Origin of the sequence: Rhodococcus sp. 27YEA15 (genome assembly GCF_049739425.1) — a bacterium.
Classification (GTDB): Bacteria; Actinomycetota; Actinomycetes; order Mycobacteriales; family Mycobacteriaceae; genus Rhodococcus_F.
The window spans coordinates 337,299-350,156 of record NZ_JBMHHW010000002.1 but is presented as its reverse complement, the minus strand read 5'-3'; the positions used below and the strand labels follow the sequence as shown (position 1 = coordinate 350,156).

At 61.1% G+C, this 12,858-nt stretch carries 14 protein-coding genes; 5 read left to right on the top strand and 9 right to left on the bottom strand.

The annotated features are described in order from the left end of the window. Positions 1 to 48: 48 nt before the first annotated feature. From ABH922_RS26620 to ABH922_RS26595, 6 genes are all read right to left on the bottom strand, one after another. Entirely contained in the window at positions 49 to 981 is a 933-nt protein-coding gene (locus ABH922_RS26620; protein WP_424810026.1) for an SMP-30/gluconolactonase/LRE family protein, read from the bottom strand. 70 nt (positions 982 to 1,051) lie between these two features. Next, positions 1,052 to 1,966, bottom strand: a complete 915-nt coding sequence (locus ABH922_RS26615) for an NAD(P)-dependent oxidoreductase (RefSeq protein ID WP_424810025.1) — start codon at positions 1,964 to 1,966, stop codon at positions 1,052 to 1,054. Next, positions 1,963 to 2,352 (bottom strand): carboxymuconolactone decarboxylase family protein, encoded by a 390-nt coding sequence (locus ABH922_RS26610; protein WP_424810024.1) that lies wholly within the window; start codon positions 2,350 to 2,352, stop codon positions 1,963 to 1,965. Before ABH922_RS26610 ends, ABH922_RS26615 begins: the two co-directional genes overlap by 4 nt. Next, on the bottom strand, positions 2,345 to 3,508 hold the full coding sequence (locus ABH922_RS26605; protein ID WP_424810023.1) for a serine hydrolase domain-containing protein: 1,164 nt from the start codon (positions 3,506 to 3,508) through the stop codon (positions 2,345 to 2,347). The genes ABH922_RS26610 and ABH922_RS26605 overlap by 8 nt, the downstream gene beginning before the upstream one ends. Before the next feature lie 24 nt (positions 3,509 to 3,532). Continuing rightward, the gene (locus ABH922_RS26600; protein WP_424810022.1) at positions 3,533 to 3,841 is read right to left on the bottom strand and encodes a putative quinol monooxygenase; all 309 of its coding nucleotides are present in this window, start codon (positions 3,839 to 3,841) and stop codon (positions 3,533 to 3,535) included. A 166-nt stretch (positions 3,842 to 4,007) separates the two neighbouring features. Then, entirely contained in the window at positions 4,008 to 4,511 is a 504-nt protein-coding gene (locus ABH922_RS26595; RefSeq protein ID WP_424810021.1) for a DoxX family protein, read from the bottom strand. A gap of 202 nt (positions 4,512 to 4,713) precedes the next feature. Here ABH922_RS26595 and ABH922_RS26590 point away from each other — a divergent pair, with 202 nt between their 5' ends. From ABH922_RS26590 to ABH922_RS26580, 3 genes are all read left to right on the top strand, one after another. Then, entirely contained in the window at positions 4,714 to 5,667 is a 954-nt protein-coding gene (locus ABH922_RS26590) for a 2-hydroxyacid dehydrogenase (protein WP_424810020.1), read from the top strand. Positions 5,668 to 5,688: 21 nt separating this feature from the next. After that, the gene (locus ABH922_RS26585) at positions 5,689 to 6,450 is read left to right on the top strand and encodes a dienelactone hydrolase family protein (protein ID WP_424810018.1); all 762 of its coding nucleotides are present in this window, start codon (positions 5,689 to 5,691) and stop codon (positions 6,448 to 6,450) included. Between the two features lie 196 nt (positions 6,451 to 6,646). Then, positions 6,647 to 7,834, top strand: coding sequence for a CaiB/BaiF CoA transferase family protein (locus ABH922_RS26580; protein ID WP_424810017.1), 1,188 nt, complete (start codon positions 6,647 to 6,649; stop codon positions 7,832 to 7,834). Between the two features lie 565 nt (positions 7,835 to 8,399). On the opposite strand, the gene ABH922_RS26575 is transcribed toward ABH922_RS26580, so the two are convergent. After that, the gene (locus tag ABH922_RS26575; RefSeq protein WP_424810016.1) at positions 8,400 to 8,744 is read right to left on the bottom strand and encodes a hypothetical protein; all 345 of its coding nucleotides are present in this window, start codon (positions 8,742 to 8,744) and stop codon (positions 8,400 to 8,402) included. A gap of 512 nt (positions 8,745 to 9,256) precedes the next feature. Next, positions 9,257 to 10,093, bottom strand: a complete 837-nt coding sequence (locus tag ABH922_RS26570) for a mycofactocin-coupled SDR family oxidoreductase (protein ID WP_424810015.1) — start codon at positions 10,091 to 10,093, stop codon at positions 9,257 to 9,259. 531 nt (positions 10,094 to 10,624) lie between these two features. Between ABH922_RS26570 and ABH922_RS26565 the strand changes: the two genes are divergently transcribed. Further along, positions 10,625 to 11,170, top strand: coding sequence for an aldo/keto reductase (locus ABH922_RS26565; protein ID WP_424810328.1), 546 nt, complete (start codon positions 10,625 to 10,627; stop codon positions 11,168 to 11,170). Positions 11,171 to 11,522: 352 nt separating this feature from the next. After that, positions 11,523 to 12,365 carry an SDR family NAD(P)-dependent oxidoreductase gene (locus ABH922_RS26560; protein ID WP_424810014.1) on the top strand — a complete coding sequence of 281 codons (843 nt, stop codon included), beginning with the start codon at positions 11,523 to 11,525 and terminating at the stop codon, positions 12,363 to 12,365. Between the two features lie 80 nt (positions 12,366 to 12,445). Here the strand turns inward: ABH922_RS26560 and ABH922_RS26555 are convergent, their stop codons facing one another. After that, positions 12,446 to 12,787, bottom strand: a complete 342-nt coding sequence (locus ABH922_RS26555; RefSeq protein ID WP_424810013.1) for an NIPSNAP family protein — start codon at positions 12,785 to 12,787, stop codon at positions 12,446 to 12,448. Between the last annotated feature and the right edge of the window lie 71 nt (positions 12,788 to 12,858).

The window sequence follows — 12,858 nt, the reverse complement described above, 5'->3', positions numbered from 1 at the left end:
GAGGACTATTGGTTGCATCGAAATGCAAACCATCGTCTGTGCGGTCACTCAGCCAGTATGCGAGTACAGGGTCGCTCCTCGCCTGGGTATCGACGCACTGGCTATCGTCCCGGTTTCCGCCTCGGTCACGAATACCGTGTCCCGGTTCGGACCACCGTAGACGACGTTGGTCGTTCCCAGTCCAGCCGGTACATGAACGACACCCGCCGGTAGCCCCAGTTCGTCGAAGACACATACCCTGCCCAGGCCGTAGTGCGCCACGGCGAGCCCACCGGCGGCGTCGATCGCCATCCCGTCCGGTCCGCCTGACCCACCAGAAAGGTGTAAGTGCACACCGATCTTTCCGACCTTCCCGTCCGGCCTCAACGGAATCCGATACACAGCGTTCGCGCGCGTGACCGCGACGTACAGCATGTCCGCAGCCGGAGACAGTGCCAGCCCGTTCGGGCTGGCGATACCGTCCATGAGCAGATGCAGTCCCTCCGCGGCCCTGAACCGAAATACCCGGCCGAAGGGGTGTGCGAGATCCGACTGTCCTTGATCGGAGAAGTAGAGGGCACCATCCGGGCCGAAGACAAGATCACTGACGCCGCGCAGGTTTTCGAATCGATATCGGTCCACGACCTTCGATATCGCACCCGTCTTCGGGTCGAGGGTGAGGATTCCTCTCCCGTAGTCGGCAATATAGATCAGACCGTCACGATGTATCGCCAATCCGTTCGGCTCGCCGTCGTACTCGCACAGGACCGACATCTCGCCACCGGTTGACACTTGCAGAATACGGCCGTGCGCGAGGTCGGACATGTACATCGTGCCGTCTGTGGCGAAGCACGGCCCTTCGAGGAAGGAGCCGACCGAGGCAGTACCCAGCACAGCGTCCGCCCACGGCGAGGGACGGTGCTCACGCCGCAGTGACTCCGGCACCTGCGCGTACACCTCGGCGATGACATTCCAGGGACCCGGCACTGCCATGCCGGACATCTGTGGAACATCACGATCATTCGAGCATGCGTCGCCTCGGTATCGATCTGGTCGGCCGCCGCCGGTCACGTCAGAGTCTCGATTCCGGTCGGATACTGGTCACAACCGGAGCGCCGATCGCGGACTCGTACGAAGCGATGATCTCGTTGATGTCCGCGGTGGGACCGAACTCGCCCAAGGCGTCCGCGAGTCGCTCGTTCACCCCTGCTGCCAGAGAAAGCTTTTCGAGTCCTTTCGGAATCAAGGTGCACCCTAGACGGACGTCCTTCGCCATCAGACCGAGGGAAAACCCCTGCACCAATTCCGGCCCGAACACATGCCGCGGCATGGTCACCTCGGTGGCGTAACTACGCCCCGAGGACAGGTTCACCGCGTCGATGAACGTCGCCGGTTCCACTCCACTGGCAGCGGCGATCGCCGTCATCTCGAAGGCGAGCAGTCGGTGGCCGGCGGCGAGCACGTTGTTCAGAAGCTTGACCGTATGCCCCGCTCCTACCCCACCGACATGCTGGACGTGGGCAGAGATGCGGGTGAGCACCTCTTCCGCGCGAGTGACGTCGGCCGATTCCCCACCGACGAGAATGGCAATGGTTCCCTCACTCGCTCGCTGTGGTCCACCGCTGACCGGTGCGTCGACGAACGAGACCCCGGATAGTTTCAGCCGCTGGGCAATCGAGCGGGTGACGTCCGGATGGCCGCTCGTGCAGTCGACGACCAGAGCTCCGGAACGCAACCCTTCGGCGAGTCCGTCAGCGCCGTAAATCGCAGCCTCGACGTGCTCGGAGGTCGGCAGGCAGATCAACACCACCTCGCTCGACTCTGCGAGGTCCCGTAACGAGGCGGCGACGTGCGCCCCGCCGGTTGCCAGTTCGAGCACCTTCTCCCGATCGATGTCGAACACCGTCAGCGGCTCGTCCCCGGTGAGAAGTCGGCCGGCAAGCGCACTGCCCATACTGCCCAGACCGACGAAGCCGATTCGAGTCATTTCTTCCTTTCCGTCGCGACGGCGTCGAAACACTCGTCGGCAACCTGCATCGCGTTGAGTGCGGCAGGAAAGCCTGCGTACATCGCCATCTGGGTGATCACTTCGGCTATCTCGTCCTCGGACACCCCGACGTTCAACGCTCCGGTGACGTGTGCGCGGAGTTGTGGCAGTTGACCGAGCACGGTCAACGCCGCAACGGTGCTCAACGAGCGTTGCTCAGGGGTGAGTCCTGGCCGGGGGTAGACCTGCCCGAAGACCACACTATCTGCCAACCGGATCAGATCTCGGCGACGGCCCGCAGGCGCATTGGTCCTGGTGGCTTCGTAACGCTTGTCTCCGAACAACTCCCGGGCTTTGGACTCTCCGACGAATCCGAAATCAGGCATTGGTTCCTCGCTCTCTTGCTACTTTCCGGACTGCGTCGGCAATCGGGGTGATCCGGGCGATGAACCCGGGATCCTTACGATCGACGACGAATTGTCGGTTGTGGCAGATCGCCACGGCAAGTCCGGTTTCCAGCTCGGCCCAGCCCGTGGAGCCACCGGCACCCGGCTGATTGATCACCGACGGCAGGCTCCCGTCAGCGGGGATGTTCCGCCGTAGATCACCTCCGAGCCAGTACCCGCCCTGCCCGATCCACGCCGGCGCCTCGAAGATGACATCGTCTGCCCGACTGTCGTCGCGGGGCACTCGAAATCCGTCCACTCGATCCGGTGACAACAACCGGGTGCCCCGGAAGGTCCCGCGCTGGGCCAACATCGCGAACAATCGTGCCACCGATTCCGCGTTGGCAATTGCTCCCGCACCCGGCAGGCAGGCCAGCCACGTGTCCGCACGGTTGTGCACCGGCGGCGCCGCCGCCACCGACAACGGCTGGGCAGCATCGCGCAGGTGGTCACGATCGACGCCAGGCTCCCAGTCTGCGGCAAGCCGGGTCACGCGTCCGACATGCTCTTTCGCCAACGGCAGGTGAAAATCGGTGATGCCGAGCGGTCGGCACACTTCCTCCTGCAGGAAGTCCGACACCGAGCGCCCTTCGGGATCTGCGCGTTGAATCAACTCGCCGATCAGCCAACCCCACACCAGGATATGGTAAGAATTCGTCGTCCCGGTCGGAAACCACGGTCGGTAACTGGCAATCTGCTCGACCATCCAGTCCCAGTCGTACATGAGTTCGGTGGTGACGCCGACCGGCATCTGAGGAATTCCGGCCCGATGGCACAGGGCATCTCGAACCGTGATCCGGTGCTTTCCCCGTGCACCGAACTCCGGCCAGTACCGGGCCATCGGCAATTCGTAATCGATATGACCGCGCTCGGCCAGCACGTGCAGCCCAGTCGCGGTCAACGCCTTGGTAACCGAGAAAACCTGGAACAGCGTCGTCTCGTCGACGACGCGGCCGGTTTCCGTGTCGGCGATTCCTGCCCAGGTGTTGACGATCAATTCGTCACCCAGATATGCAGCGACCCCGAGTCCTTCTTCGCCGGCAGCGCGCGCCACCTGCATCGCTGACTCGATCCGCTCGTCGGTGATCTTGTCCATGGTTTACCTTCTGCCGATCAGGCTCTACTCGGGCAGGCCGAAGGCGCTGTGCGGGTTACCCTTCGAGACGGTGAGCGGCTCCGCGAGAACATCTTTGACCGCCGCCTTGAGCCGGTCGGTGGCCGCACTCGACGAATGCGCTTGCTGGGCAGCCGCATCGGTGTACAACTCGTACATCCACACGACGTCCGGCGTGTCGGGAAACACGTGAATCGCGTAGACGAGCGTTCCCTCCTCCGATCGCGCTGCGATCGAAGCTTCCTCGAGTGCGGCCACGACCTTGTCGGCTTGTCCCGGCTTTGCGGTAAAACGTGCGAACTGAGCAACCTTCATGACTATCTCCATCTCTTGGTGTGCGGTGGGCGCGCCACGAACGGCGAATGCCGTCCGACGCGTTCACCAGGAAATTTGACAATGCGTGCTGTTCGCCGACCATTGTCTCGACCGGCGGATTCGGAAGGAAAGTGTGCAAGGGTCTGCCGCCCAGACGAATTCGCAGTCAGGCGCCGACTCGTGCCACTGGCCGGTAGGTGGCGCCGAGGAGCGCGGCGACACCGACTACCGCGAGTCCCAATGCGACGCCGAAGCCCGCCCATCCGGCCATGACAATTCCCAACGCGGCGTCGACCGACACACGTCCCGGACCGGTGATCGCAATGACCAGCGCAGTGACTGCGATGAAGAGAACGTACTCGTATCCGTCGCGGAATATGAAGAAACCGTTCTGCCGGTGCGCGACGATTCCGGCGACGAGCATGACGGCGATCACCGCAGCAGCCGCGACAGGTGTGAGAATACCGAAAACTATCCCGATGCCTGCGGCGACCTCGACAACTGCGCTCATCGTTGCCTGCACCATGCCGTGCCGCAACCCCAAACTCTCGAACCAACTCGCTGCCCCGGGGAGCCGACCACCCCCGAACGCGTGATTGAACCCGTGGATTGCAACGACGGTGCCGGTCAAAACCCGGAGAACGAGGATGGCGGCGTCGACTCGATCCACTGTGAACCTCCTACTCGGAAACCTTTGGATGGCGAGAAGGTCAATCCTCGGACCTTCTCGAGTGATACTTGCCTCATGCTAGCGCTAGTGTAGTCTAAATTACATACATTTCTGACGATTCTTTAACGAGGTGCATTTTGGCGCAATTCCTCACCTGCCGCGAGCGCCTCGACCGACCGCACAGTAACTCGGAGGGCCTCTGATGGCGCGGATCCTTCTCACCCGACCACTTCCGCCCGGCGGCGACAAGCCGCTCACGACAACGGAACACGAGATAGTCCGCCTGCCCGACGACAATCTCGGGCATGCTGACCTCGTCGAGTTGGCGCGCAATGTGGACGCGATCGTCTGCGTACTGTCGGACCGAATCGATCGGGACGTGTTGGAGGCCGGACGTGGGCGTCTTCGCGCCGTGGCGACCGTCTCCGTCGGGCACGACAACATCGATGTCGACTACGCGACCCGTTCCGGGGTCACCGTCTGCAACACCCCTGGCGTCCTCGACGAGGCAACGGCCGACATCGCGTTCCTGCTACTTCTCTCCGCTGCGAGGCAGGCATCCGAAGCAGAACGGGTGCTCCGCTCGCAGCAATGGGAAGGCTGGGGCTTGACCCAGTTCCTCGGCAAAGACCTGCGGGATGCATCACTCGGACTTGTCGGATACGGTCGTATCGGTCAGGCAGTGGCGCGTCGCGCCGAGCCTTTCGGTCTCGTCGTTCGCCACCACACCCGTACCGACACCGGAATTCCCGGGTGGACCGCCGATCTCGACGACATACTGGCGACCTCGGACTTCGTTTCACTGCATGTACCACTCAATCGATACACCCACCACCTGATCGACCGTGATCGACTTCGACAGATGAAACCGGGTGCCGTACTCGTGAACACCGCGCGCGGTCCGATCGTGGACGAGGATGCCCTGGCCGAAGCGTTGGAGTCTGGTCACATCTTCGCCGCCGGGCTCGACGTCTTCGAGCGTGAACCCGAAATCAACTCACGATTGCTCGCCGCACCGGGAACGGTGCTACTCCCCCACATCGGAAGCGCAACCGAGGGAACCAGGCGCAAAATGGCGCAGATGGCTTGTTCGGGTGTCATTTCCGTCTTGGCGGGAGAACAACCGGCTCATCGTGTACTCGTTCAATCCCCCTGAAAACGAAGGAAGGTTCAGACCATGACCACTCTGGCAGCACGCAACGAGGCGCTCACAGCCGATACCATCACCATCTCCGGTCACGGTGGAGACGAAATCGAAGCCTATCTCGCCACTCCCCTCGACGATCAGCCGAAGGGCGGTGTCGTCCTGATACACCACATGCCCGGATACGACTGGGCGACCAAGGAACTGGCCCGGCGCTTCGCCGCGCACGGATACAATGCCGTCTGCCCGAACCTGCACCACCGCGATGCACCCGGCGCCGAACCCGACGAGGCGGCCGCCGCGTCACGGGCCGCCGGTGGAGTTCCGGACGAGCAACTCGTCGGCGACATCGTGGGAGCGTCGGAGCATCTCAAAGAGCTCGCCTCGAGCAACGGCAAGGTAGGCGTCATCGGCTATTGCTCGGGTGGTCGCCAGGCTTTCCTCGCCGCAGCCGAAGCCGGTGTCGACGCCGCAGTCGACTGCTACGGACCGTTCGTGATCGGGACGCCACCCGAGGCCATCGGACTCTCCATCGGGCCCATCGTGCACTTGGCCCCCAAGGTCTCCGCACCGATCCTCGGATTGTTCGGCGCTGACGACGTCTACCCACCGAAAGAAGAGGCCGCCGAACTCGAGTCAGTGCTGAAGGAGCACGGTAAGGAGGTCGACTTCCACATCTTCGACGGCGCCGGCCACGCCTTCTTCGCCGTGGACAAACCGTCGTACCGCCCCGAGGTCGCCGAACAGGCCTGGGCATTGATCTTCAACTTCTTCGGCAAGCACCTATCCGCCTGACCTGGATACCGAACCCGACCCGCAGATTCGTCGGCGGCGCGGTTTCCACTTCGGGCCGGGCTCGGTGTCCTACCTGTATCGATATCGATCAGCACGACCACCTCAATGCTGGACACATCACCAGGCAATGCCTCACGTGCACTGCCGCTCTCAATCAACGGGAGGGTTCGACTTGAACTCGACACGTTCGTCTTCCATGACGCCGGGCGCCCTCGACGGCCTTCTCGTCGCCGATTTTTCTCGGGTCCTTGCCGGGCCGTACCTCACCATGTTGCTGGGCGATCTCGGCGCCACCGTAATCAAGGTGGAGAGCAGCGACGGAGACCAGACCCGCGGGTGGGGGCCGCCGTGGCGTGACGGCCAGAGCACCTACTACCAGGCGATCAATCGCAACAAACAGTCGATCGTGTTGAATCTGAAAGACCCGGCCGACCGCGACCTGGCCGCGGAGTTGGCACGACGTGCAGATGTTCTGGTGGAGAATTTCCTACCGGGAACCATGCGCAAGTTCGGGCTCGACTACGACAGCGTGTCCGAGACCAACCCGGGAATCGTCTACTGTTCGCTGTCCGGGTTCGGCTCTCATCCTGACGCGGCAGGCCTTCCGGGATTCGATCTGGTGGCACAGGCCGTTGGCGGACTGATGTCGATCACCGGGGAGGCCGACGGCCCACCCACGAAAGTGGGCGTGGCACTCGTCGACGCCATCTGTGGACTTCACGGTGGGATCGGGGTCCTGGCCGCGGTGGCAGCCCGCAAGCAATCGAGTCGAGGTCAACTGGTCGAAGTCAGTCTCTTCTCGAGTTTGCTGTCGGCCCTGACCAATCAAGCCGCCGGATACCTGATGGGCGGAGTCGTACCCGGCCGAGCGGGCAATGCTCATCCCAGCGTCGCACCGTACGAGGTGTTCGAGACCCGCGACAACAGTATCGTGATCGCCGCCGGTACCGACGTCCAGTTCGTTCGCCTGTGCCAGTGCCTCGATCTGGATGCATTGTCTTCCGACCCTCGATTCAGCACAAATTCCGCCCGCGTGTCCAACCGCCTCGAACTACGCGAACTCCTGATCGGAGCACTGAAGGAGTGGACGAGCGAGGAAGCTGTGCAACGTCTTTCGCAGGCTTCGGTACCAGTTGGACCGGTCAACGACCTGGCTGCTGCCTTCAAGCTTGCCGAAACCTTGGGACTCGATCCGGTCTGGGACATCGACGGTGTCGACCACGTCCGAGCACCGATGACGATGAGCGTTACCCCCCCTCGGCCTACTTCCGCGCCACCGATGCTCGACGCACATGGCACTACACTTCGAGCGTGGTTGTCCGACAACGATGCCGGAGCTGACGTAAACCGCAACCACGAGGCGATGCCGACGTCAGTGATCTGATCGAGCAGGAGACAAGGAAGAAATCTGTTCAGGCCGAGCTATTTTGACCACATACCTCTGCCTGAGCTAGATTTTCCACAGCAGTTCTCCCGGCCAATGAATTTCACCTGGGCGGCGAACGAGTCGACGATCTCAACGGAACCCGCTCCTGACGAATGGAATACGTTTACGGAATGCGTTTTCACACCCGCGTACTGCGGCCATGATCTCGTCGATTGCTCCGCCGGGTGTCCTCCCTGGGGCCGATCGACGACAGGGACCCTCGAATCGTCCGACAACTGTGCATCACAGACTGTCCGGGAGCACCTCACCGCACTGCGAAGAGGGCAGTCGTGATCATCACGTCGACGAACCGAGGGTCCCTTGACCTGCCACATCACCATATATGATCCAAATCATGTTGTTCGCCAACGCATATGAAGGTCTTCATTGACCCATCCCAGTGCGGCGTAGACACATGTTTTGGATCGACATCCGCCAAACTTGCACTCTCTCGAGATTTCGGCGATCTCCGACAAGACGATCCGCGCATTCGGACTACCGAAGAACCGGAGCACCGCCCGGCTCACCGCCTGCGGTTGACCTTTCTCGGATACGCCGACTCCAATGCCGCGATCATGCCCGATTCGAAGCAGAACTGGGGAACCAGAAGCCACACACGCTCGACGAACTTGTCACGCGGAATACCGAATTCGGTGAAAATGTCACCAGCGGACGGGCCGCCGTACGGTGCCCAGTGCCAGGCGAACCTCATGAAGTAGGCGTCTTCTGTTGCCGCGAGCAACAGCGCCTCACTCGGCACTTCCCTGGTCACCCGGTACTCATTCCAGGCTCCTGAACCGAGAGCGGAGCGTCCTTGCGGCCCTTCCTGCTCGTCGATTCTACGGAAACGACGATAGATCTCGTCCACCGTCGCACTATCGGTTGTCTCGATTCCATTACCGAACATTGTGTCCCCCGATCCGCCGGGGCGATGCCGGCATTTTCCGTTGGTCGTGAAGAATCCCGCTGATCTGCGGGTGTGGATATATTCGCCGGGATCAGTTCCGTGCCGCACGACGTGTGCTCCTGGGCGGAACGACCGAATCGAATCTGTAGCAGTCAACCCGTACCGTTCTGGTCTGGTCTGCAGGTTTTTGCGGGCTCGTCGAGTCTCGAATACGCTCGGTGCCCGGCGTCTATGTCCGAACCGACCTGCGGCAGGGACGCGAGTGAATCCGCGATAGATTTTTCTCATATGGATGGCCGGCAACGCCCGACGTGTCGGTGATCACCATGGACAGCATGAATTACTCGTCACCAACCGAGTTCCTTCACGCGTGGCAGGAAACGCAGATACGTATTCGATTCGTTCGGCCACTCGTCTGTCGAGAGAGCCTCACTCGCCGCGGATCGTTGTCCACGGCGAGTGCCGTCGCACAATCAGCGCAGGCTGGCACCAGCGTCGATGCGCATCGCGTTGCCGGTGTAAAACTTCGATTCGTCGGAACAGAGCCATGCCACGGCATTGGCAATGTCCTCTGGATCGACGGCGTCCACCGGAATCGCATTGACCAACGCCTTGATGTCCTCGGGGTTTCCGTTGGTGAAACGGTCTTCGACCATCTCGTTCTGGATCATCGGTGTGTTCACGCCCGTGGGGTTCACGGTGTTCACCCGAACGTGGTAGTTCGCAAGGAAGCTGGCGTAGTTCTGAGCGAGGTTGATCAACGCCGCCTTGGCTGCGCTGTATCCGAGCAGTCCGAGTGTGTGACCGCCTCGAGTACGCATCATCGGCCTTACCGCGGCCATTGAACTCGTGAGCACGATGGAACCACCTGTCCCCTGATCGATCAAACGCGGGTATGTAGTCTCGACCGTGTTCAACACGCCTGTCAGGAGAACGTCGAGGCAGTCCTGCCACGCCTGCATGGTGTTCGAATCCTTGCCCCAGACCGGCATGATTCCTGCGTTCGCAACAACGAAGTCCAGGCGTCCGAACTCCGCGACTCCGGCATCGACAGCCGCGGTCAGAGCGTCACCATCCCTGACGTCTGCACGCCTGGCGACGATTCCCCGGCCGAGACCTTCGACTAATTTGACGGTCTCGTCGAGGTCACTTGAATTTGCCATCGGATAGTCGACCGTATCGATCTGCTCACACAGATCGATACCGATGATGTCAGCGCCCTCACGTGCCAACCGCACGGCATGCGCACGACCCTGGCCACGGGCTATTCCGGTGATGAACGCAACTTTTCCTTCGAAACGGCCAGACATACTGCTACCTCTCGTTCAACAATCCTCTTCACGCCATCGACTGCACTGACGACCAAAGCGCTTGTATCGACAGGCCATCGACGAGCACTTTTGCGTACACTTTTGAATTTATATTGCATAATGTGTGATGTCAAGCACATTTACCAATCATGCGGACTCGATTCGGAAGGGTCCGCGGACTCGATTCGGAAGGGTCCGCGGCCTTCATCGAATGACTCAGTTCTGTATCGTGAGAACAGACTTGCGGAAAGATTGCATTCGGCGTGACAGGAATCCACGGGCATCCGGTTTGGAGTTGTTGAAGTTGTAGTTGCAGTCCGCATCGCGGCGACGACGTCGTCGCTTCGTTCCAGGCGATTTTCGCCGAACACCGAGTCACGGACCTGACACATATCGGTGCAGTGCAGCGGGCGGGCCGAATATCGGGCGCTCGCGAATCAGGAGGAATGGCAATGCACTACGTCCGACTCGGAAATTCAGGGAGGAAATTCTCCGCGGTTGTCCTGGGATGCATGAGTTTCGGCCACCCCGATCGCGGGACTAGCCGCCTGGTCACCATCCGAAGAGCAAAGCCGACCGCCGATACGCCAAACACTTGAATCCGGCATCACGACGTTCGACACCGCCGATGTCTACTCCGACGGAACCAGCGAAGAGATCGTCGGCCGCGCGTTGGCAGACTTCGCCAGGTGGGACGAGGTGGTCATCGCGACGAAGGTGCGCGGACGGGTTGGACCCAGCCCGAATCAAGCGGGTTTGTCTCGGACACATATCCTCTCGGTAATCGAGGACAGTCCGCAGCGTCTCGGTACCGAGTACGTCGACCTGTACCAGATCCACCGCTGGGATTCGGACACACTCGTCGAAGCGACGATGGAGGCTCTGCACGACGTGGTGCGCCCCGGCAAGGCTCGCCATATCGGAGCATCTTCGATGCGGGCGTGGCAGTTCGCAAGAGCACCGCATGCCGCCATCAGCCACGGTTGGACGTCGTTCGTATCCATGCACGCTCAGTACAACTTACTCAACGAGAAGACTAACGTGAGATGTATCCACTGCGCCTCGACCAAGATGTAAGTGTGCTGCCCTGGTCACCACTGTCCAGGGCCCTACTCACCCGTGACTGGAGAGAGACCACCACGCGCACCGCCGCCGACGTATTCGGGTCGACGCTCTACCGGACCGAAGTGATACGAACCGAGCGATCGTCTGCGCAACCACATCCGCGCATATTGCCGACGCGGTGGACTCCGTGAGGTTGACCCTGTCCGCCAAAGACTTCGACGCGCTGGAGATCGCATACAGGCCGCGCTTACCGGAGGGATTCCGACCTCGTCGGGTCGATCACTACGACCGATCGAACTGTTGACGTCGACATCACACCACATTACAATAATGGATGCATTATAGTGTACAAACTTGGAGCGATATGAATGCATTCACTGATCGTGTCGCCATCGTCACCGGAGCTGGCGGCACAATGGGCCGCGCTATCGCAGCCCGCCTGGCGCGCGACGGCGCCCACGTCGTCGGCTTCGATCTACCCAACGCCCCGATCCAACGGATCGAGACCGTCTCCGGGCCTGGCAGCATTCGAGTCGTATCGGGAGATGTCAGCTGCGCCGACGATGTAACGAATCTGGTCGCATCAGTACTGGACGAGTACGGCCGAATCGACGTCGTGGTGAACAACGCGGCGGCCCAGGACGAGGTCCGTTCGGGTCGTGAAACCCAGATAGCCGATCTGGACCCCGAGGTGTTCGAGCGCATAATGCGGGTGAACCTGCACGGTCCGTTCCTTCTTGCCCGATCCGTTCTGCCCGCTATGGTGGAGCGTCGCCGCGGCACGTTCGTCAACATTTCTGCATGGTCGGCCACCCGTGCCGTTCCCCGGATGAGCGCCTACAGCATCAGCAAAGCCGGCCTGGAGGCACTCGGTCGACAGATCAGCCGGGACTACGGTACATACGGGATTCGGGCGAACAATCTGGTTCTCGGCTTCATACGTGTCGACACCAACGAGGCAATGCAGGATTCACCGCTCGGGGCTCAGATCCGCGACAGCGTCCAGATGCTCCCGACGGTAGGGCGACCCGAGGACGTTGGTGAGGCTGTCGCATTCCTCGCAGGCGACGGCTCACGATTCATCAGCGGAGCATCCCTACCGATCGAAGGCGGCTCCATGGCCAAAGGTGTCATCCCGCCGGAGTTGTTCGCACAGTACATCGATCACTTGCCGACGTACGCTCAATCGGCAACTCCGATCGGCTAGTCGACATTGATCCGCAAGCCGATCAATCATGCGGATTCCAGCGAGGACGAACGGTGAAAAGTCGAGTTTCGTTGCAGGAGCTAGACTTCACTCCCTTCTGATCCATACGTCGGTGAGAACGAGACGTCGCGCAGTATTCGAGTGTCGATATGGGTCAGGATCGGATTCAGTGCCGCCGCGAACGACGCAAAATCCGCGTGTGCGCGAAATGCGGTCAAGCCGTCCGCCCGTTCGTTGAGATCCTTCCAGGCAAGCATCCAGACAAATGTTGTGCCTGTTCGTGGACCGATCTCTTGCAACCAGGCTCCCTCGAGTCGCCATCCGCAACTACGCATCGCCGGCAGTCCCAGCCGTTCGAACACATCGAGATACTCCTGGACGGCATCGAAGCGGACGTAGTACTCGCGGATCTCGTGCAGCATGCGACCCTCCAGATCGGTTGTTCTGAAACACTGGGAATATGACGTACTAAAATGTATCATTTTTTGTATTC